Origin of the sequence: Pseudomonas sp. ICMP 460, assembly GCF_002723595.1 — a bacterium.
Classification (GTDB): domain Bacteria; phylum Pseudomonadota; class Gammaproteobacteria; order Pseudomonadales; family Pseudomonadaceae; genus Aquipseudomonas; species Aquipseudomonas kitaguniensis.
Genome location: NZ_LKBR01000026.1, coordinates 39150 through 63406, shown reverse-complemented (window position 1 = coordinate 63406; position 24257 = coordinate 39150). Strand labels below are relative to the sequence as shown.

Below are 24257 nucleotides of genomic sequence, written 5' to 3'. Positions count from 1 at the left end.
TCATGAGACCTCCTCGCCTACGCCAACCCCTGCACGCCACCACCCAGCCAAGCCCAACACATTGGGTGCCTTGAGCAACGTGAAGTGGTTGCCCGCGCCATACCAAACCTGCAACGCAGTGCCCTGCCCGCGCCAACCTTCAATCATCAAGCCCTGCTCGCGCTGATTGCCTGACGCATCCAGCGCCGGGTCTTCAGCCAACACCAGGCGCACCACGCCGTTGTAGCGGTGCGCAGGCCGATACACGGTGCGCAACGCCGCCGCGTAAGTGCGCGCCGGCCCATCCATCGCGTCCACACTGGCGCGCGCCGGCAACAAGCCGACCGCGACCATCCCGGCATGCAAGCGCTGGCGCTGCGTCACTTCATCCCAACCGGCAAACTCGGCACGGTCGATGCCCAGCGGTTTGCCCGCCGACAACTGCATGGCTTCAATCAACCGCAACAAGGCTGCCGTTGTTGTGTAAGGCCGGCCTGCGCCGCCCGGCGCCTCGCTGTCGATCACCGTCAACGACGCCACTTCACGGCCCATCGCCTGCAACCGCAGCGCCATCTCCAGCGCGACCCAGCCGCCAAACGAATGCCCGATCAAATGCACCGGCCCGCGTGGGCACTCGTGCTCCAGTGCCGCCAAATAACCCTGCGCCGCCGCTTCCACTTGGCTGTGCGGCACCGCCTCGCCATCCAGGCCACGCGGCTGCAAACCATACAGCGGCCATTCGCGCCCAAGTCCTTCACTCAAACCGACGAAGCCGGTAACGCTATCGCCCGCACCCGGCACACAGAACACCGGCGCATACCCCGCGCGGCCACTCTGAATCCGCAGTAACGCTTGATGCTGCGCCTGCGCCACCGGTGCACACACAGCCATGGCCTGACTCATAGCAGCGCCCAAGGCCTGGATATGCGGCGCCTGCATCATGCTCTGGTGGTCACCCGGCACCTCGATTTGGCGCAATTGCGCAGGCGCCAACGCGTCGTTCCAGCCCAGCGACGTGCTGCGCCGTGACAACTCGGTCGGCCGCTCCAGCGCGCTGAACAGGTGCACTGGCACCGGCAACGGGAACAGGCTGTAGTGCGCCAACGCATGCCCATGGCCCACTTCGCGCTGGATAAAACTTATGAGGTCCGCGTCCGTCGCCGCTGCCATTTGCGCGTACAACAAACCTTGATCGCGACAGCGTTGCAGCAGAGCCGCAAGGTCCAACTGTCCAATGCCCGCCTCCAACTGTTCCAGGCTTGCCAGCTCATGTACACCTCCCTGTGCTTTCCAATACGCCGTGCACTGCAACAACAGATGCCGCTTCAGAGCGTGCGGCCCGCTCCAGCGCGCCTTGCCCTGGTCGGTCATGCGCGGCACGTAAGTGTCGATCAGGCCGAGAAACGCCACCGGTTCATCCAGCCCCAGCAGTTGCATGGCGACTTCATAGGCCAGCACACCGCCGAACGACCAGCCCGCCACGCGGTATGGCCCGTGCGGCTGAAGGCTGCGAATCAGGCCGACCATGCGCGCCGCCAGGCCTTCCATGGTATTCAGGTGCGGCTCGCCCAACGCCACGCCCGGCAGGCCGTAAATCGGGTAGTCACCGGGCAGGTGCTGGCCCAGCGCCGGGAAGTACACGTCCATGCCGCTGAACTCGTGCACCAGAAACAGCGGCGGCTGCGAGCCGCTGCTACGCACGGTGATCACCGAATGGTCGCGCGCAGGCGCAGCCGTGCGCTGGCTCAGCATGGCGGCGACGCAGGCCACGTTGGCGTGCTGGAACAGCTCGGCCAGCGACACCTGCAACCCCGCCTCTTGCATCAGGTTGACCAGTCGAATCGCCAGCAATGAATGCCCGCCGAGTTCAAAGAAGCTGTCATGCCGCCCGACCTGCTCAAGCTTGAGTACCTCGGCCCACAACTGCGCCAGGCTCTGCTCAAGCGCATCCACCGGCGCTTCAAACGCGCGGCTGATCACCGCGTCCGGCGCTGGCACAGGCAAGGCTTTGCGATCGATCTTGCCATTTGCCGTCAATGGCAATTGCGCCAGCGGCACATAAGCCGACGGCAGCATGTATTCGGGTAACTGGCCTTGCAAACACGCCCGCACGCTGTCGACGTCAACCGGTTCAGCGGCCCACGTGAAATACGCCACCAGGCGCTTGTCACCCGGTACGTCTTCACGCGCCAACACCACCCCGTCCTGAACGCCCGCACACAGCGCCAGGCGCGCTTCGATTTCACCCAGCTCAATGCGGAAACCGCGAATCTTCACTTGGTCATCGTTACGCCCGCTGCACTCCAGCAGGCCGTCCGCTGTCCAGTGGCCGAGGTCGCCGGTGCGGTAGATCACGCTGCCCGGGTTGAATGGGTCTTGCACGAACTTCTCGGCCGTCAGCTCAGGCCGGTTTAAATAACCAAGGGCCACGCCGTCGCCACCGACGCAGATTTCGCCGACTACACCCAGCGGCACCGGCTGCAACTGCGTATCCAGCACGTGAATTTGCGTGTTGGAAATCGGCCGACCCACCGGCACGCTGGTAGCGTCATCGGCAAGCGCATGCACGGCATGCGTGGTGGCGTAAGTGGTGGCTTCGGTCGGCCCGTAGCAATGGATGATGCGCAGGTCGGGCGCCCGCGCCAACAGGCTGCGGAACGCCGAAGGGTCGCCACGTTCGCCGCCGCACAAGAGGATGCGCAGGCCAGCCAGGGCCTCGGGAATCATCTGCACGTATTGGTTGAACAACGCGGTGGTGAGGAACAGCACAGTGGTGCCTGCCAGCGCCACGCTGAAGGCGGCCGGGTCGAGCAAGGTGGCGTGGTCGATCACCTGCACCTGGCCGCCGTGCAGCAATGGCGCCCACACGTCCACGGTGCTCGCATCGAACGCCGGGTTAGAGGCGAAGGCCACGCGGTCGGTGTGGTTGAAGTCGGCGTAGCCGTTATTGATCACCAGCCGCGTGATGCCACGGTGCGGCACCAATACGCCCTTCGGCGTGCCGGTGGAACCGGAGGTGTACATGATGTACGCCACGCTGTCCGAGTGCTGCGACAGGTCCGGGTTGTGGCTCGGTTGCGCGTCCACTGTCAGGCTGTCGAGGTCGAGGCGGCAAGCAGCGCAGTCGATCGCCAGCGCGCTGCGGGTCAACAGCCAGGCCGCGCCGCTGTCTTGCAGCATAAACGCTTGGCGCTCGGCGGGCGCGTTGATGTCCAGCGGCACATAAGCGGCGGCGCATTTGAGCACGGCCAATTGGCTGACCAGCAGGTCAATCGAGCGCGGCAACAAGATCGCAACAGGGTCGGCGGGACGCACGCCCAGTTCCAACAGGTGATGGGCCAAGCGGTTGGCGCGGGTGTTGAGTTCGCCATAGCTCAGCGCGTGCTCGCCATGCAGCACCGCCACCGCGTCAGGCCGTGCATGGGCCTGGGCTTCGAACAGGCGCTGCACCGTGTGCTCGCGGGGGAACGCGCGGCTGGTGGCGTTGAACTGCGCCAGGTGTTGGCGTTCGGCCTGCGGCAGAATCGGCAGGTGCCCGATGGCGATCTCGGCGTGCTGCTCCAGCGCCTGCACCAGTTGCTCCAGGGCAACCTGCAAGTAACCACACAAACGCTCGGCGCCCTGCCCCATGGCGTGCAGGCTGAAATGATCACCGCGGTCATCGACGCTCACCGACAACGCATAATTGCTCTGTTCTTCGGCCTTGAGCAATTGAATGCCTTGCCACGCCTCGGCCACACCGCCAACTGGCGGCGCGCTGTGGCGGTAGTTGAAAAGCACATTGAACAACGGCGTGCCCACCGGCACGCCGCTGCAACGCTGGGCCAATGCCAGCGGCGCATGCTCATGGCTGAGCAGTTGGCTGAGGCGCGCGTGGGTTGCACGCAGCGCCGTGCGTACCGAGTGTTCGCCCACGTCAACGCGCAGCGGCAAGGTGTTGATAAACACGCCCATGGCGCGTTCTGCACCTTCGCCACCTTGCAGGCGGCCGAGCATCACCGTGCCGAATACCACGCGCTCGCGACCGCAGACCTTGCCCAGCACATGCGCCCAGGCCAAGTGCATCAGGCTGGCCGCGCTGACACCCGACTGACGCGCCTGAGTACGCAGGCGCAGGCTCAACTGCGCATCGAGGGTCAGTTGGGCGTTTGCCTCACCGCCAAGGTTGGGGACCTCGGTGGGCTCATCAATCTCAGCCAGCATTTCAGCGAAAAACCCTGCGTGATCGTCGACGCTCAAGCGCGTCTGGGCCACGTAGTTGCGGTACGGCACCGCTGCGCCCAGTTGGTCCTCGCGGCCCAACAGAAACGCCTGCATTTCGTGCTGCAGGATGTCCAGGGCAATGTGGTCCATCACCAAGTGATGGAACAGTAAGGTCGCCACCACACGCTGTGAGGCCTGCGGGTCCTGCACATACACCAGGCGCATCAGCGGGGCTTGGGCGAGGTCGAGGCGTTGTGGCAACGGCGCGCTTTCGACGCTCAACGAGGCTTCACGCCACACCACTTGCACCGGTTCTTCCAGGCCGTCCCAATGGAATGACGAGCGCAGCACGTCGTGCCGCTGGATCACCGCCTGCAACGCCTTGCTAAACGCTTGCAAGCGCAGCAGGCTGTCGAATGCGAACTGCGCTTGCAGCACGTACGCGTCGCCTTGCGTCACCGCGCGATGGTGATAAAGCATGCCGGCCTGCAACGGCGTCAGCGGGTAAATGTCCTGCACATTCGCCGCGCCGCCGGGGATGCAGGCGACGATGCGCTCGATAGCGCCTGGGTCCAGCGTGACCAACGTGAGCATCGCCGGGGTGATATGGCGACAGTCGGCGGCAATGCCATTCACCGGCACCACCACTTCACGCCCGCCGCCCAGCGCCGCCGCCAACGCGCTTAACGTCGGCTGGCCGAACAGCACTTTCACATCGGCCGACAAGCCGAGGCGGCGCATACGGCCCATCAGGCTGACGGCCAACAGCGAGTGCCCACCCAGTTCAAAGAAATTGTCGTGACGGCCCACGCGCTCTACGTTCAGCAACTCGGCCCACAGGCTGGCCAGCGCGATTTCGGTATCCCCCACCGGCGCTTCGTACTCGCGCAACCTCAGCGAATCCATGCCCGGCGCGGGCAGCGCCTTGCGGTCGAGCTTGCCGTTGGGGCTCAGCGGCAGCGCGTCAAGGTGCACAAAAATCGCCGGCACCATGAACTCCGGCAAGTGCTGCAGCAAATGGCTGCGCAGCGCGTCAATGTCGCTGTGCGCGCCGGTGTAGTACGCCACCAGCCGGTCTTCGCGCGCCACCACGGCGGCCTCGCTGACCTGCGGATACTCCAGCAGGCGCGCCTGGATTTCGCCCAGTTCAATGCGTAAACCGCGGATCTTCACCTGGTCGTCATTGCGCCCCAGGTACTCGATATTACCGTCCGCCAAGTAGCGGCCGACGTCCCCCGTGCGGTACATCCGCCCTGGGCTGAACGGGTCGTTGAGGAACCGCTCGGCAGTCAGTTCAGGCCGGTTGAGATAACCGCGCGCCACTTGCACGCCACCGATGAACAGCTCACCGACCACGCCCAACGGCACCGGTTGCAATTGGCTATCGAGTACGTACATGCGCGTGTTGGCGATGGGTTTGCCGATCGGCGTGTTGTCCGGCATGACCGCTCCGGCACAGTTCCAGGCGGTGACGTCGACCGCCGCTTCAGTGGGGCCATACAGGTTATGCAACTGGCTGCCCGGCAACTGTTGCTTGAAGCGCCGCACCAGGCTGCCCGGCAAGGCTTCGCCGCTGCACATCACGCGTACCAGCCCAGCCGCCTGGCTGACGTCGCCGTGGGCGAGGAACACATCGAGCATCGACGGCACAAAGTGCAACGTCGTGATCTGTTGCGCCGCGATCACCTCGCACAGGTACGCCGGGTCTTTATGCCCGCCGGGCCGCGCCATTACCAGGCGCGCGCCGGTAAACAACGGCCAGAAGAACTCCCATACCGACACGTCGAAGCTGAACGGGGTTTTTTGCAGCACCGCGTCCTGCGCCGTCAGGCCATATTCGTCCTGCATCCACAACAGGCGGTTGACCACGCCGGTGTGTTCGTTGATCACGCCCTTGGGTTGCCCGGTGGAGCCCGAGGTGTAGATCACATACGCGGCCACGCCCTCAATACCAGGGTTTTCCAGCGGTTGCTGCTGCCAGTCAGGCTGGTCCAGCTCGACCACCGGCACCGCGCCGAGCAAGCCGCGCGTGGCCGCTTGGGCCAACACCACCACCGGCGCGCTGTCTTGCAGCATGTAGGCAATGCGCTCTTGCGGATAAGCCGGGTCGAGTGGCACATAGGCCGCGCCAGCTTTGAGAATGGCGTACAGGCCGATGACCATTTCAAGGCTGCGCTCCACGCAGATCGCCACGTGCGAACCCGGCTCTACGCCCAGCGCCAGCAAGTGGTGAGCCAACTGATTCGCCTGCGCGTTCAGCTCGGCGTACGTCAGTTGCTGCTCGCCTGCCTTGACCGCAATCGCCTGCGGCGTGCGCGTCACCTGCGCTTCAAACATGCCGTGCAGGGTTTGCTTGAGGTCGTAGTCGACTGCGGTGGCGTTGAAGTCGACCAGCAGATGCTGACGCTCACGCTCATCCACCAGCGGCGCATGTTCCAGCACCGCCTGGTCGTTATCGACCATCGCCTGCAGCACGCGGGTGAAGTAGCCGACGTAACGCTCGACAGTCGACTGATCAAACAGCGCCAGCGCATATTCCAGCGCGCCGAGAATGCTGCCCTGTACTTCACCCAGGTTCAGCGACAGGTCGAACTTGGCAAAGTGGCTGTTCTCGACAATCCCTTCCAGCGCCAGGTCACCCAACGCCAGGGTCGGTGCGCTGCTGTCCTGCCAGCTCAGCAAGGTCTGGAACAGCGGGCTGTGGGCCAGGCTGCGGACCGGCCGGGTGACTTCCACCACTTGCTCGAACGGCAGGTCCTGATGGGCCTGAGCGTCCAGCGTCAAGGTTTTTACGCGCGCCAGCAATGCCTCGGTGCTCAGCTCGCCCGAGGTGTCGATACGCACCGCAAGGGTGTTGACGAACAGCCCGATCAGCCCTTCCACCTCGCTGCGCGTACGGTTGGCCACCGGCGAGCCGATCACCACCTCGGTTTGCCCGGACAGCCGCGCCAACAGCGAGGCCCAGGCGGTCATCAAGGTCATGTACAGCGTGGTGCCATGGCGTTGGCTCAAGGCCTTGAGCCCGGCGGTGAGGCGTTCATTCAGGCGCACTTCAACGCTGCTGCCGGCGTAGTCCTGTTGCGCCGGGCGTGGGCGGTCAGTCGGCAAGGTGAGCAGTGCCGGCGCACCGGCCAACGCCTGCTGCCAGTAGCTGCTTTGGCGGTGCAGCACTTCGCCGCTCAGCCACAAACGTTGCCACACGGCAAAGTCGCCGTACTGGATCGGCAGTGGCGGCAACGGGTCGCGCTGGCCATGGCTGAACGCTTGGTACAGCGCCATCAGCTCACGGGTGAGCACGCCCATCGACCAGCCATCGGAGACAATATGGTGCAGGGTCAGCAACAGTACATGGTGATCGCTGCCCATCACCACCAAACGCCCGCGCAGCAACGGGCCGCGCTCCAGGTCGAACGGCGCCGAGGCTTCGCCGTGAATCAACGCGTCCAGCGCTTGCTGCGGTTGCGGGTGGCGGCGCAGGTCTTGCACTTGCAGCGGCAACACCTCTTCAGCGGGCACGATCAGCACCTTGGCGTCGTCGCCGTGCTGGGCGAAGCGGCTGCGCAAGGTGGCGTGCCGCGCGACGATACGCGCCAGCGCCCGTTGCAGCGCCTCCACATGCAACTGCCCACGCAAACGCAAGCCGATAGGAATGTTGTAGGCGGTGTTGGCACCTTCCATCAGCGCCAAAAACCACAGGCGTTGTTGGGCGAAGGACAGCGGCACGTCGTCATCGCGATTGGCCGGAAGAATATCCGGCAAGGTGCTGCGACCGGCTTTGGCGAGCACCTCGGCGACCGCCGCCAGCTCGGCATTGGCAAACAAATCGCCGAGTATCAGCTCGACACCGAGGCGCTGGCGCACTTGCGACACCATGCGCATGGCCAGCAGCGAGTGCCCGCCCAGCTCAAAGAAATGGTCGCGACGCCCGACGCGCTCCACTTGCAGCACATCGGCCCAAATCTGCGCCAACACGCTTTCGATCTCGCCTTGCGGCGCCACGTATTCGCGGGTAAACAGCGCGGCCATATCGGGCGCCGGCAGCGCCTTGCGGTCGAGTTTGCCATTGGCGGTGAGCGGCAATGCTGCGAGTTTCACGTAGGCCACCGGAACCATGTAGTCCGGCAAGTGCGCCACCAGGTGGGCGCGAATGTCGCCGACGGCCAACGCGTCGAACTGCGCATGCTCGGTGAAATACGCCACCAGGCGCTCCTCACGCACCAGCACCACCGCTTCTTGAATCCCTGGCAAATGGTTGAGTTGGGTTTCGATTTCACCCAGCTCGATGCGCATGCCACGGATTTTCACCTGGTCGTCATTGCGGCCCAGGTATTCAAGCGTGCCGTCCGGCAACCAGCGCGCCAGGTCGCCGGTGCGGTACATGCGCCCGTCGTTAAACGGGTCTTGCAGGAAGCGCTCGGCTGTCAGTTCCGGGCGGTTCAGGTAACCCCGCGCCACGCCCTTGCCGCCTACATACAGCTCGCCCGCCACGCCCAGCGGCACCAGCCGTTGCTGTTCATCCAGCAAGTACACCGTGACATTCGCGACCGGTTTGCCGATGTGCAACGGCTGGCCGACCTCGACCTTGCCCGAGGTGGCAACCACGGTGGCCTCGGTAGGGCCGTAGTTGTTGATCAGTTCAAAACGCTGTGCACGCGCAAACTGGCGCAGCCGATCGCCGCCGATCAGCAGCGTACGCAACGTCGGGTGTTCGATCTGTTGGCTGAACGCGTACTCGGCCACCGGCGTCGGCAAAAAGCACACGTCCAGCGGCTGCCCGCGCCACCACACCAGCAAGGCGTCGAGGTCTTCGGCGCCGTCGTGCGCCGGCGCCAAGTGCAAGGTCGCGCCCACACACAGCGCGGGCCAGACTTCCCAGGCCATCGCATCAAAGCCGAAACCCGCGACGCTCGCGGTGTGGCGCCCGGCACACAGGTCAAACGCGTGGCAATGCCAATCGACCAGATTCGCCACGGTGTGGTGCTCCACCATCACGCCTTTGGGCAGGCCGGTGGAGCCGGAGGTGTAGATCACGTACGCGAGGTTTTTCGGGGTGACGGCAACGCTGGGGTTATCCGTCGAAGCCTGTTGCCAGGTCACCCGATCCAGGGCGATCACCGGCACTTCAAGTGCGGGCAGGCGCGCGAGCAACGCGTGCTGGGTCAGCACCACCACCGGCGCGCTGTCACTCAGCAGGTAGCTCAGGCGCTCGGCCGGGTGGGACGGGTCCACCGGCACATAGCAGGCACCCGCCTTGAGGATCGCCAGCAACCCGGCCAGGGTGTCGAGGCCACGGCGCGCGACGATAGCCACGCGGTCGTCGGGTTTTACGCCCAGCGCCAGCAGGTGATGGGCCAATTGATTGGCGTGCTGATTCAGCTCGGCGTAGCTCAGTGAGTGGCCCTGATGCACCGCAGCAATGGCCTCGGGCGTGAGCGCCGCCTGCGCTTCAATGCGCGTGTGGAGCGTGGTGACTTGGGGGAAAGTACTTTGGGGAAAAGTGGCTTGGGTGGCGTTGAACTGCTCAAGCAGTTGTTGTTGCTCGGCCACAGGCACTACCGACAGGTGATTCAGCGCGGTGTGCGGCGCCTGCTCCAGCGCAGTCACCAGGTTTTCCAGCGCGGTTTGCAAGTAGGCACACACCCGCTGCGGGTCTACGAGGGTGCTGGCGAGCAGGCTCAGGCTGAAACCATCACCGAGGTCATCGACGCTCAAGGTCAGCGGGTAGTTGGTGCGTTCTTCGGCGCTGAGCGCTGCAATCCCGTGCCAGGCCGACACGCCCTCGGCGCTGGCCGCCGGGGCACTGTGGCGGTAGTTGAGCAACGCGCTGAACAACGGCGTCGGCGCGACAACGCCGCTGCAGCGCTGGGCCAGCGCGAGCGGCGCATGCTCATGGCGCAGCAAGGTGGTCAAGCGCGTGTGGGTGGCTTTGACGCCGCTGCGTACGTCCTGGCCGTCCACGTCGACGCGAAACGGCAGCGTATTGATGAAGATACCCAGCGCGCGGTCCGTGCCATGGCTGCCTTGCATGCGGCCCATCAACACGGTGCCGAACACCACGTGCTGCTTGCCCGACAAGGCGCCCAATACTTGCGCCCAGCCCATATGAAACAGGCTGGCGGCGCTGACGCTGAGTTGCCGCGCTTGCGCACGCAAGCGCTGCCCCAGTTCGGCTGGCAGCGGCACGCTGACCTCCTGAATGCCGCGCGCATCGCCCTGCACGTCCTGCAACCCAAACGGCAAGGTCGGTTCGCTGATGTCGCCGAGCATCTGGCGGAAGAAGCTTTCGTGTTCCTGCTCGCTGATGCCCAAGCGCGCCTGCGCCACGTAATTGCGAAACGGCACCGCCTGCCCCAGCGCTTCGCCGTGCCCCAGCAAGTACGCTTGCAGTTCATGGCACACCACTTCGAGCGCACTGTGGTCGAGGGCCATATGGTGGAACAACAAGGTGGCGACAATGCGCTGGTTCTGCGGGTCTTCGGCACGCACCAGGCGCAACAGCGGCGCCTGCGTCACGTCGAGGCGATAATGGCGGGCGTCGTACAGCGCGTGCAGTTGCGCGGCAATATCGCCGTCGGCCGGGTCCAGCGTCAGTGCCTGCACCGGCAGGCGTGCGTGGCGCCACACCACTTGCGACGGCTGTTGCAAACCGTCCCACACCACCCCGGTGCGCAAGATGTCGTGGCGGTCCATCACGCGTTGCAACGCGTCGGCAAACGCCTCGAAACGCGCCAGGCTGTCGAACGAAAACTGCGACTGCATCACGTACGGGTCGCCCTGCTCGGCGCTGACATGGTGGAACAGAATGCCTTCCTGCAACGGCGCCAGCGGGTAAATATCCTGAATATTCGCCACGCCGCCGTCGACGCTGGCGACGATGCGGTCGATCTCATCCTGACGTAGTGTCGACAGGCTGAGCATGCCCGGCGTGATGTGTTCAGCGCCCGCCGGGATGGCGTTCGCCGGCACCTGCACCTCACCGGCCTTGGTCGCCGAGTACTCGCCAGCCTTGATCAGCTCGATCAGCGCAGGTTTGTGTTCGCGCAACGCCGCCAGTATCGCCGGCTCACTCAGCGCTTGCTTATTGCCTTGCACCGACAACTGCTCGCCCTTGAGCGCCAGTTGAATGTCCTTGGTTTTCAGTGTCGCCAACAGCTCAAAGAGGCTCACAGGACGATCTCCATTCGTTCAGTTATGGCGGCGTAGCCGGCCAGGGTTGGCGCTTCGAACAACGCCCTTACATCGGCTTCCATACCTTCCTGGCGCAGGCGGCCGATCAAGCTCATGGCGAGCAACGAGTGCCCACCCAGTTCAAAGAAATTGTCATGCCGCCCTACCCGCTCCACCTTCAGCAGTTCGGCCCAAAGCTTAGCCAAGAGGATTTCGGTCGCGCCTTGCGGCACTTCGTACTCGCGCACTTGCAACGCGCCCATGCCCGGTGCCGGCAGGGCCTTGCGGTCGAGTTTGCCGTTGGGGCTCAGCGGCAACGCGTCAAGGTGCACGAACAGCGCGGGCACCATGAAGTCCGGCAGGTGCTGCAGCAGGTGCACGCGTAGTTGTTCGATGTCGCTTGGCTGGCCGGTGTAGTACGCCACCAGCCGGTCTTCGCGCGCCATCACGGCGGCTTCGCTGACCTGCGGATGCTCCAGCAGCCGCGCCTGGATTTCGCCGAGTTCGATACGCAAGCCACGGATTTTCACCTGGTCATCGTTGCGGCCCAGGTACTCGATATTGCCGTCGGGCAAGTAACGGCCGACGTCACCGGTGCGGTACAGGCGCCCGTCGGTGAACGGGTCGTTGAGGAAGCGCTCGGCGGTTAGCTCAGGGCGGTTCAAGTAGCCGCGCGCAACTTGCACGCCGCCGATAAACAATTCGCCGACCACCCCCAACGGCAGCGGCTGCAACTGCGCATCCAGTACATACATGCGCGTGTTCGCAATCGGCTTGCCGATGGGGGTGTTGTCCGGCACCTCGGCGCGGGCGCAGTTCCACGCGGTCACATCGACCGCCGCTTCGGTGGGGCCATACAAGTTGTACAAGCCAACCGCTGGCAATTGCTGCTTGAAGCGCCGCACCAGGCTGCCCGGCAAGGCTTCGCCGCTGCACATCACGCGCACCAGCCCACTCGCCTGGCAGATCTCGCCATGCGCGAGGAACACGTCGAGCATCGACGGCACAAAGTGCAGCGTGGTGATCTGCTCCGCTTCGATCACTTCGCACAGGTACGCTGGCTCCTTGTGCCCGCCAGGGCGCGCCATCACCAGGCGCGCGCCGGTGAACAGCGGCCAGAAAAACTCCCACACCGACACGTCGAAGCTGAACGGGGTTTTCTGCAGCACGGCGTCATGCGCGTCAAGGCCGTAGGCGTCCTGCATCCATAACAACCGGTTGACCACGCCTGCGTGTTCGTTGATCACGCCCTTGGGCTGGCCGGTGGAGCCGGAGGTGTAGATCACGTAGGCCATGTGCTGGGCGCTGAGGCCCGGCACTTGAGGGTTGCTGGCGGGCTGGTGCTGCCAGGTGTTGTGGTCCAGATCAATCACCGCCGCATCGCCGAGCAAGCTACCGGTTGCGCCCTGCGCGAGCACTACCACGGGCGCACTGTCGTGCAACATGTAGGCAATGCGCTCTGCTGGGTAGGCAGGGTCGAGCGGCACGTAGCCACCGCCTGCCTTGAGGATGGCGAACAGGCCGATGACCATGTCCAGGCCACGCTCCAGGCAAATACCCACGCGCGAATCGGCTTGCACGCCGCGTTCACGCAGGTGATGCGCCAGGCGGTTGGCGCGCTCGTTAAGCGCCCGGTAGGTCAGGTGTTGCTCACCGGCTTTGACCGCCACCGCGTCTGGCGTGCGCGCTACCTGGGCTTCAAACAGGCCATGCAGGGTTTGGTCGAGGTTGAAGTCGACGGTGGTTGCGTTGAACTCCACCAGCAGTTTTTGGCGTTCCTCGGCGCCCAGTACCGGCAGGCGATTGAGCGCCTGGTGCGGCGCCTGCTCTAACGCTTCAACCAACCCGGCCAAAGCATTTTGCACGTAGCCGCAGACCCGCTGCGCGTCAACCTGCGCCAGCGCCGTCACGTCGTAGCCGTCACCCAGGTCATCCACGTTCAAGGTCAACGGGTAATTGGTGCGCCCGTCATTGACCAGGGTTTGCATGCCTTGCCACGCTTGCTGCGCCTCGTGCGAGCGGGTTGCCGCGCCGCGATGGCGATAGTTGAGCATCGAACTGAACAGCGGCGCCGGGGCTGCCACCCCGCTGCACCGCTGGGCCAGCGCCAGGGAGGCGTGTTCATGCCCGAGCAACGCAGTGAGCCGCGCATGGGTGGCCCGCACCGCAGCGCGTGCGCCTTGCTCATCAATGTCCAGGCGCAGCGGCAAGGTATTGATGAACACGCCGAGGGCACGGTCGGCGCCCTCGCCGCCTTGCAGGCGGCCGACCAATACCGTGCCGAACACCACGCTGTGGCGACCTGCGGTGGCCGCCAACACCTGGCCCCAGGCCAAGTGGAACAGGCTGGCCGTGCTCACTCCGAGCAGGCGTGCCTGCGCGCGCAGGCGGCGATTGAGGTCTGCGTCCAGGCGCAGGCTATGCGCCTGGATAGCGCTGCCGTCGCCGCGCACGTCCTGCAAGCCGAACGGCAAGGTCGGTTCATCGACATCACCGAGCATCTCGCAGAAAAACCGCTCGTGTTCGGCTTCGCTCACGCCCAGACGCGCTTGGGCCACGTAGTTGCGGTACGGCATCGGCGCCGTCGTCGGGGCAGCGTGGCCGAGCAAATGGCCCTGCATTTCGTGCAGCACCACGTCGAATGCGGTGTGGTCGAGGGCAATATGGTGATAGAGCAACACCACCACCACGCGTGCGTTGGCCGGGTCGTTGGCGTACATCAGGCGAATCAGCGGCGCCTGGCTGATGTCGAGGCGATAACGCCGCGCATCAAACCGCGCGTGCAGCCCGGCCAGAACATCGCCGTGCAGGTGCAGTTCCTGCACGCTCAGCTCAGCCTTGCGCCACACCACTTGCAGCGGTTGCGCAAGGCCTTCCCAGACCACGCCGGTGCGCAAAATGTCATGCCGGTCGATGACTAATTGCAACGCCTGGGCAAAGGCGTTCAGGCGCTCGATGCTGTCGAACGCCAAGTGCGATTGCAGCAGGTACGGGTCGCCCTGCTCGGCGGTGATGTAGTGGTAAAGAATGCCTTCCTGCAACGGCGCCAGCGGGTAAATGTCTTGCACATTCGCGGCGCCGCCGGGGACGCGGCTGACCACCTCGTCGAGCGTCGACTGGTCCAGATCAACCAGCGACAGCATGTCCGGGGTGATGCGCCGGCAGTCGGCGGCGATACGGTTGGGCGGTACCTGCACTTCGCGCCCGCTGCCCACGGCGGCGGCCAGCGCCGCCAGGGTTGGCTGGCTGAACAGGATGCGCACATCGGCGCTGAGGCTGACCTGGCGCATGCGCTCGATCAGGCTGACGGCCAACAACGAATGGCCGCCGAGTTCGAAGAAGTGGTCATGCCGACCGACCTGCTCCACCTGCAACACCTCGGCCCAAATGCGCGCCAGGGTGGTTTCGACCTCACCTTGCGGCGCTTCATAGTCCCGGCTCAGCAGCGCGGTGTGGTCGGGTTCCGGCAGGGCTTTGCGGTCCAGCTTGCCGTTGGCGGTCAGCGGCAGCGCGTTGAGTTTCACATAGGCCACCGGCACCAGTGCCTCGGGCAACTGCGCTTGCAGTTGCGCGCGCAGGTGTTCAATAGCAAGCGGGTAATGTTCGCTGAACCACGCCACCAAACGGCCGTCACGCACCAGCACCACCGCTTCACCGACACCCTCAAGCGCGGCCAGGCAACTTTCGATTTCGCCCAGTTCGACGCGCACGCCGCGCACTTTCACTTGATCATCGTTGCGGCCCACGTAGTCGAGATTACCGTCGGGCAACCAGCGCACCAGGTCGCCGCTGCGGTACATGCGCCCGCCGTTGAACGGATCATCCAGGAAGCGCTCGGCGGTCATCTCAGGCCGGTTCAAATAGCCCCGCGCCACGCCGCTGCCACCCACATACAGCTCGCCGACAACCCCCACCGGCACCGGGCGCAGCTGTGCATCAAGCACGTAGACATTGGTATTGGCAATCGGCCGACCGATCGGCAAGCCCTGCCCGGCGTGCACGCGGCCCGAGGTGGCAACCACCGTGGCTTCGGTGGGGCCGTAGTTGTTGATCACTGCAAAGCGCTGTTCCTGGGTGAACTGGCGCAGGCGGTCGCCACCGATCAGCAGGGTGCGCAAGCTCGGGTGTTGCAGGTGCTGGCTGAACGCGTATTCGGCCACCGGGGTCGGCAGGAAGCTGACATCCAGCGGCTGTGCCAACCACCAGGCGAGCAGTGCGTCGATGGTTTGATTGCCGACATCGGCCGGCGGCAGGTGCAGGGTTGCGCCCGCGCACAGTGCTGGCCAGACCTCCCAGGCCATCGCGTCAAACCCGAAACCGGCAACGCTGCTGGTGTGGCTGCGCGCATCCAGCTCGAAGGCTGCGCAGTGCCAGTGCACCAGGTTTGCCACGCTGCGGTGTTCGACCATTACGCCCTTGGGCTGGCCGGTGGAGCCTGAGGTGTAGATCACGTAGGCCAGGTGCGCCGGGGTCAGCGTTTCGAGCTGAGGATTAGTCACCGCGTGGTTCTGCCAACTGTGGTCAAGCAGGTTGACCGCTGTGACTGCGCCCAACAGTTCGCGGGTGCCTGGCTCGGCCAGCACAGCCACCGGCGCGCTGTCCTGCAACAGGTAGGCGATTCGCTCGGCCGGGTGCGCCGGGTCGATAGGCACATAGCCTGCACCAGCCTTGAGAATGCCCAGCAGCCCCACCAACATTTGCGGGCCACGCCGGCAGCAAATCGCCACGCGGTCATCCGGTTGCACACCGAGTACCAGCAGGTGATGGGCCAGTTGGTTAGCACGTTGGTTGAGTTGCTGATAGGTCAGCGACTCGTCGCCTTGCTGCACGGCAAGCGCCTGCGGCTGGCGCTCGGCCTGGGCCTCGAAGGCCGCGTGCAGCGTGTGCCCGGTTGGGTAATGCGCGGCGCTGGCGTTGAATTCACGCAGCAGCGTTTCGCGTTCCGCTGCGGGCAGAATGTCCAGTTGATTCAGCGCGGTTTGCGGTGCGTTTTCCAGGCTGCCAAGCAGTTGCGCCACGGCGTTGTGCATGTAGCCACACACGCGCTCGGCGCCGATCTGCGGCAGCGCCAGTACGCTGAGGCCAAAGCCTGCGCCAAAATCATCGACGCTGAGGGTCAGCGGGTAGTTGCTGCGCTCTTCGCCGCCCAGCAGTTGCACACCTTCCCAGATGCCGTGGCCATCGCGGGCCATTTCGCCGGGGTTACTGTGACGGTAATTGAGCAACGCGCTGAACAGCGGCACCGCCGTCGGCACGCCACTGCAACGCTGGGCCAGCGCCAGCGAGGCATGTTCATGGCCGAGCAATGCGCTGAGTCGCGCGTGGGTCGCCTTGACCGCACTGGCGGCACCCGCGGCCAGATTCACGCGCAGCGGCAAGGTGTTGATGAACATGCCCAGCGCACGGTCGGCGCCCTCACCGGCCTGCATGCGGCCCATCAATACGGTGCCGAACACCACCTCGTCACGCCCGCACACCAGCCCCAGCACCTGCGCCCAAGCGAGGTGCATCACGCTGGCCGCGCTGACGCCCAGCACCCGCGCCTGCTCACGCACGCGCACCGCGAGTGCCGCGTCCAGTGGCACGTGTGCTTCTTCAATATCGCGGCCATCGCCCTGCACATCCTGCACGCCAAACGGCAGGGTCGGCTCGTCGATATCGGCGAGCATGTCGCAAAAGAACTGCTCGTGTTCCGCCACGCTCACACCCAGGCGCGCCTGGGCCACGTAGTTACGGAACGGTGCGGCGTGCGGCAGCGCATCCGCCTGGTTGAACAGGAACGCGCGCATTTCATCGCCGACCACTTCCATCGCGGTGTGGTCGAGCGCCAGGTGGTGGAACAGCAGAATCGCCGCGACGCGATTATTCGCCGGGTCCTCGGCATACACCATGCGCAGCAGCGGCGCCTGGGTGATGTCGAGGCGGTAGTGCCGCGCATCGAAGCGCGCGTGCAACTGTTCGATGATGCCGCCTTGTGCCGCGTCCAGCGACACTTGCTGCACGACTAACTGCGCCTCACGCCAAACCACTTGCACCGGGCTGTCGAGGCCTTCCCAGACCACGCCGGTGCGCAGGATGTCATGGCGCGCCACCACCTGTTGCAGCGCGCGCATGAACCCGTGCAAGCGCTCAAGGCTGTCAAACGCCATGCGCGATTGCAGCAAGTACGGGTCGCCCTGCTCGGCGCTGATGTGGTGGTACAGAATGCCTTCCTGCAACGGCGCCAGCGGGTAGATGTCTTGCACATTGGCCGCGCCGCCGGGCACGCTGGCGACGATTCGGTCAATCGCGGCCTGGTCGAGCTGCACCAGCGTCAGCATGGCTGGAGTGATGTGTGTGCAGCCCGCCGGAATGCCATTCGCCGGCACCACAATCTCGCGCCCGCTGCCCACCGCCGCCGCCAACGCAGCCAGGCTTGGCTGGCTGAACAACACACGTACATCGGCGCTCAGGCCGACCTGACGCATGCGTTCAATCAGGCTGACCGCGAGCAACGAATGCCCGCCCAGCTCAAAGAAATGGTCATGCCGGCCCACGCGTTCCAGTTTGAGCACGTCTTGCCAAATCTGCGCCAGCAGGGTTTCTACCTCGCCTTGCGGCGCTTCGTAGCCACGGCTGAGCAGCGCGCTCTGGTCCGGCACCGGCAGGGCCTTGCGGTCGAGCTTGCCGTTGGCGGTCAGCGGCAACAGCGCCAGCCACACATACGCCGAAGGCACCATGTAATCCGGCAACTGGCCTTGCAGGTGCGCGCGCAACGCTTCGATGTCCAATGGCGCCTGCGCGGTGTAGTAAGCCACCAGGCGCTTGTCAACCGGTTCGTCTTCGCGGGCCAGCACCACCGCGTCTTTGACGCCGGCGCAGGTGGCCAGGCAGGTTTCGATTTCGCCAGGCTCGATACGGAAGCCGCGAATTTTAACTTGCAGGTCATTGCGCCCCTGGTACAACAAAGTGCCGTCGACCTGCCAACTGGCCAAGTCGCCGCTGCGGTAGAGCAGGCCGTCGCCAAACGGGTTGGCGATGAATTTTTCGGCGGTCAGTTGCGGCTGGTTCAAATACCCGATGGCCACGCCCGCGCCCCCGATGTACAACTCGCCGACCACGCCCAACGGCAGCAGTTGCTGGCGCGCATCCAGCACGTAGGCCTGCGCGTTCGCAATCGGTCGGCCAATCGGAATGCCGCCCGCACCTAACGCGGTAATTTCATAGGTGGTGGAGAACGTGGTGGCTTCGGTTGGCCCGTAGCCGTTCAACAGGTGCTGCGGTTTGCCGTGGGCGAGCACGCGGCCAATCACCAGCGGGTCAAGCACATCACCGCCGACGATCAGGTAGCGCAACTGCGCAAGCACCGGCATCAACGCGTCGGCGTACTGATGGAACAGCCCGGCGGTCATCCACAACACGCTGACGCTGTGCTCTCGCAACAGTGCGGCAAAGGCCGCCTGGGACAACAGCACCGCCTGCTCGACCACCACCACGCAACCGCCATTCAGCAGCGGCGCCCACACATCAAGGGTACTTGCGTCGAACGCCGGGTTAGACGCGAACGCCACACGGTCGCGCGGGGTGAACTCGGCGTAGCCGTTGTTCAGCACCAGCCGCGAGATCGCGCGGTGCGGCACTTGCACACCCTTCGGTGCGCCGGTGGAACCGGAGGTGTACATGATGTACGCAACGCTTTGCGCAGACTGCACCACCTCGGGGTTGCGTGGCGACAGTGCTTCCAGGTTCAACTCGGCGAGGTTATTCAGCACGCGGCGCGCACCGCTGTCCTGCACGATAAACGCCTGGCGCTCCAGCGGGGCGTTGACGTCCAGCGGCACGTAGACCGCCGCGCACTTGAGGATCGCCAGTTGGCACACCAGCAAATCCAGCGAGCGCGGCAGTGCAATCGCCACGCTTTCGCCGGGCTGCACACCCTGATTGATCAAGTGATGGGCGAGTCGATTGGCACGGTGGTTGAGGTCGCGATAACTCAACGACAGCTCACCCTGCACCGCCGCAATGGCTTCGGGACGCGCCAGCACCTGGGCTTCGAACAGTTGCTGCACGGTCAACTGCGACGGGTACTCGCGGGCGGTCGCGTTAAAGCCCACCAACAGTTGCTGACGCTCGGCAGGCGGCACAATCGACACCGCGTGCAACGGCGTGGTGGGCGCCTGTTGCAGCGCGGTCACGAGGTTGCGCAAGGCAGTGAGCATGTAGTCGCCCACGCGCTGAACATCCAGCGTGGCCACGCCTTGCACGGTAAGCGCAAAGCCTGTGCCGAGGTCATCGACGTTCAACACCAGCGGGTAGTTGCTGCGTTCTTCGGAACTCAGAATTTCGATACCGGAGGCAGCAAACGGGCTGTCCCCCGGCGCTTCGCCCGGCGCGCTGTGACGGCAGTTGAGCAAGGTGCTGAACAACGGCAAAGAGCCTGGCACGCCGCTGCAACGCTGGGCCAGCGACAGCGAAGCATGTTCATGCCCGAGCAATTGCGCGAGGCGCGCGTGGGTGGCACGCACCCCGGCTTGCACGCCAACGGCACCGAGGCTGACGCGCAGCGGCAAGGTGTTGATGAACATCCCCAGCGCGCGGTCGGCGCCCTCACCGCCTTGCATGCGGCCCAGCAGCACGGTGCCGAACACCACGTCCTGCTGGCCGGAAACCTGTGCCAACACCTGCGCCCACGCCAGGTGCACCAGGCTGGCACTGCTCACGCCGAGTTGCCGTGCCTGCTCGCGCAGCCCCTGGCTCAGCGCCGGTTCGAGCGGCAGATGCGCCTCGACGATGCCACTGCCATCGCCATTCACGTCGTGCAAGCCGAAGGCCAGCGTCGGCTCGTCGATATCGCTGAGCATGTCGCTGAAAAACGCTTCATGTTGCGCCTGCGTGACACCCAGCCGCGCCTGCGCCACGTAGTTGCGGTACTGCACCGCGTCGGGCAGTTGCGCACTGTTGCCAGCCAAGCTGGCGCTCATCTCTTGCACCAGCACTTGCAGGGCCGTGTGGTCGAGCAAGATATGGTGCAGGAGCAAAATACCGACGTAGCGGCTTTGCTCCTGCGCGTAGCCAAAATGCATCAGCGAGGCGCGCGACAGGTCGAGGCGATAGTGGCGCGGGTCGAAGCGTTGTTGCAGTTGCGCCAGCGCATCGCCGCCTTGGGTTTGAATACGCTCGACGGCCAATGAAGCCTGGCGCACCACCACTTGCACCGGCTCCTCCAGGCCTTCCCAGATAATCGCGGTGCGCAGAATGTCGTTGCGCTCGATCACGCTGTGCAGCGCGCGAACAAACGCGTCCACCGCCAACTGGTCGGCGAAGCTGAACTGCACCTGCAACACGTAGGGGTCGCCTTCGGTGGTTGCCAGGTGATGGTAAAGAATACCCGCCTGCAACGGCGCAAGGCCGTAGATGTCCTGCACGTTGGCGATGCCACCGGGCACCGTGCCGAGAATCTGCTCGATGGCGGCCTGGTCGAGGTTCACCAGCGGCAGCATGTCGGGCGTGATGTGCTGGCTGGCGGGTGTGATCAGGTTGTGCGGCACCACAACTTCCTGCTGCCCGCCGACCGCCGCAGCCAGTGCAGCCAATGTCGGTTGACCAAACAGCACGCGCACATCAGCGCTCAAGTCGACCTGACGCATGCGTTCGATCAGCTTGACCGCCAGCAGCGAATGGCCGCCGAGTTCGAAGAAGTTATCGTCGCGGCCGACGCGGTCGAGCTTCAACAGCTCCTGCCAGAGGCCGGCGATGGCAGTTTCCACCGCGCCTTGCGGGGCGGCATAGTCACGCCGCGCCAATGCGTCGGCATCCGGCGCGGGCAGCGCCTTGCGGTCGAGCTTGCCGTTGGTGGTCAGTGGCAAGGTGCCCAGTTGCACAAAGGCGCTCGGCAGCATGTGTTCGGCGAGGCTTCGCAGCAGATGGTCACGCAACGCGGCGGCGCTGAGTTCGCCCTCGGCTACCACGTAGGCCACCAGGCGCTTGTCACCCGGTTCGTCTTCGCGGGCGATGACCACCGCCTCACGCACGCCCGGCGCGGTGGCCAGGCGCGCTTCGATTTCGCCCAACTCGATTCGGAAACCACGGATTTTCACCTGGTCATCGTTACGCCCCAGGTACTCAACGCTGCCGTCGGCGAGCAGGCGTCCGAGGTCGCCGGTTTTGTACATGCGCAGGCCAGTGGCCGGGTCAGCCAGGAAGCGCTCGGCGTTCAGCGCATCGCGGTTCAGATAACCGCGCGCCACGCCGGCACCGCCGACGTACAACTCGCCGACCACGCCAAACGGCAGTGGCTCACGGTGTTCGTCGAGCACGTAGAGTTGCAGGTCGGGAATGCGCACACCAATCGGGCTGACACCGACGCGCTGCGCATCGGCCGCTTGCAGCGCGCAATACGTCACGTGCACGGTGGTTTCGGTGATGCCGTACATGTTCACCAGTTGCGTACCAGCGTTCATGGCGCGCGCATACCACGGCTTGAGCATGCCCGGCTCCAGCGCTTCGCCGCCGAAAATAACCTGGCGCAGCGAATGCGCTTGAGCGCTGTGTGCCTGAGCCGCGATCAATGGGCGGAACGCGCTGGGCGTCTGGTTAAGAATGCTCACGCCCGCGTCGCAGAGCAGCGCATAGCAGTCTTGCGGCGAGCGGCTGACCCATTGCGGTACGATCAGCAACTGGCCGCCGTGCATCAGCGCGCCCCAAATTTCCCACACCGAAAAGTCAAACGCGAAGGAATGGAACAGCGCCCACACATCGGTGTGGTTAAAGCCGAACCAGTGTTCGGTGGCCGTGAACAGCCGCGCGACCTGGCGGTGTTCGATCATCACGCCTTTGGGCAGCCCGGTGGAGCCGGAGGTGTAGATCACGTAGGCAAGGTTGGCCGCGCTGAGGGTGAGCCGAGGGTTGACGATGGACTCCTGGCGCAGGCTGTTGAGGTCGATTTGCGCCAGGTCGCCGACCAGGTGGCAAGTGTTGGCTTGCACCAGCACGGCCAATGGTTGGCTGTCGGCCAGGGTGTAGGCGATGCGTTCCAGCGGGTACGCCGGGTCGATCGGCACATACCCGGCGCCGGCCTTGAGAATGCCCAACAGGCCGATGATCATCTCGGGGCCGCGCTCTACGCAGATGGCCACGCGGTCATCCGGGCGCACGCCTTGCGCGAGCAGGCGGTGGGCAACCTGGTTGGCGCGTTCGTTGAGTTGGCGGTAGGTCAGACGCTGGTCGTCAAAGCGCAGGGCAATGGCGGCGGGCTGGGCGGCGGCGTGGGTTTCAACCTGCTGGTGAATCAGCGCGGTATCGGCGTAGTGCGTGGGGCTCTGGTTGAGCGTGTGCAGCAGGTTCAGGCGTTCATCGTGAGGCAGTATATTCAGGCCGCTGAGCGGCGAATCCGGTCGCTGTTCCAGCGCGTCGGCGAGGCTCTGCAACGCGGTGTGCAGGTAAGCGGCGACGCGCTGGGCGCCGATGGCCGTGTCAACCATCACCGTCAGCGCAAAGTCTTCACCCAGGTCATCCACGTTAACCGTCAGCGGGTAGTTGGTGCGCTCTTCGGCGCCGAGTACCTGAATGCCTTCGGCCACCTCGATCACCGCTGCCATGTCGGTGGCGGCGCTGTGGCGGTAGTTGAGTATCGCGCTGAACAACGGGGTCGGCGCGGCCACGCCACTGCAGCGCTGGGCCAACGCCAGCGACGCATGTTCGTGGTTGAGCAATGTGCTCAGCCGCGCATGCGTGGCTTTGACGCCGGCGCGCACGCCCTGCTCGCCGACATCCACACGCAACGGCAGCGTGTTGATGAACATGCCTAACGCGCGCTCACCGCCCTCGCCTGCGCCCATACGCCCAAGCATCACGGTGCCGAACACCACCGCCTCGCGGCCGGCGACCACGCCCAACACGCGGGCGAGCGCCACGTGCATGATGCTCGCCACGCTCACCCCGAGCGGTCGCGCCAGGCTGCGCAGGCGTCGGCTCAAGGCGCTGTCGACGGCGACGCGGGCTTCATCGATGCCCTGGCCATCGCCCTGCACATCCTGCAAGCCGAACGGCAACGTCGGTTCATCGATGTCGGCAAGCATCTCGCGGAAAAACGCCTCATGTGCCTGCGCGCTGACGCCATCGCGCACCTGGGCGATGTAGCTGCGAAACGCTACCGGCTCAGCGGCCAGGGCTTGCTCGCCGGCCAGGTACAACTGGATTTCATGGCGCACGCCATCCAGCGCGGTGTGGTCCAGAATCGTGTGGTGGAACAACAACATAGCCACCACGCGCTGGTTGGCCGGGTCGTCGGCAAACACCAGGCGCAGCAGCGGCGCCTGGCCCAGGTCCATGCGATAAGTGCGTGCATCAAACCGCGCGAGTAACTGCGCGAGCACGTCAGCGCCGTTGAAGTGCGCCTCTTCGCAGGCCAGGGTTGCTGTGCGCCACACCACTTGCAGTGGCTCGTCGAGGCGCTCCCAGACCATTGAGGTGCGCAGAATATCGTGGCGGTCGATGACCCATTGCAGCGCCTCGGCAAATGCCTGCAACCGCGCGCGGCTGTCAAACACAAACTGTGCGTGCAGCACGTAGGGGTCGCCCTGCTCGGCCGAAAGGTGGTGATAAAGCATGCCTTCCTGCAGCGGCGCCAGCGGGTAAATATCCTGCACATTCGCGGCGCCGCCGGGGATGGCGGCGACGATACGCTCAATGGCCGGCTGGTCGAGGTTGACCAGCGGCAGCATCTGCGGGGTGATGCGGTAGGCCGGGCTCAGCCAGTCGCCGCCATGTTCGGCCACAAACTGCAGCAGGCGCGGCTTGTGGGCGATCAGTTGATCCCACAGCGCGTCCCCCAGCGCGTCATCGTCGCCCAGTATGATCAAGTCGCCCTCTTCCAGTTGAAGACGGATCGCGTGGGTGGAAATCGCTGCCAATAATTCGCTGAACTGCAT

2 protein-coding genes are annotated in these 24257 nt (G+C 64.9%); both read right to left on the bottom strand.

Translation table 11 applies throughout. The features are described from left to right. Positions 1-11349 (bottom strand): non-ribosomal peptide synthetase, encoded by an 11349-nt coding sequence (locus tag AO240_RS18455; RefSeq protein ID WP_099238134.1) that lies wholly within the window; start codon positions 11347-11349, stop codon positions 1-3. Then, positions 11346-24257 carry a non-ribosomal peptide synthetase gene (locus AO240_RS18450; RefSeq protein WP_099238132.1) on the bottom strand — a complete coding sequence of 4304 codons (12912 nt, stop codon included), beginning with the start codon at positions 24255-24257 and terminating at the stop codon, positions 11346-11348. Before AO240_RS18450 ends, AO240_RS18455 begins: the two co-directional genes overlap by 4 nt.

Excerpts from the sequence above, each read along its gene's own strand:
- AO240_RS18450 (WP_099238132.1), bottom strand. The coding sequence starts at position 24,257 with ATGCAGTTCAGCGAATTATTGGCAGCGATTTCCACCCACGCGATCCGT.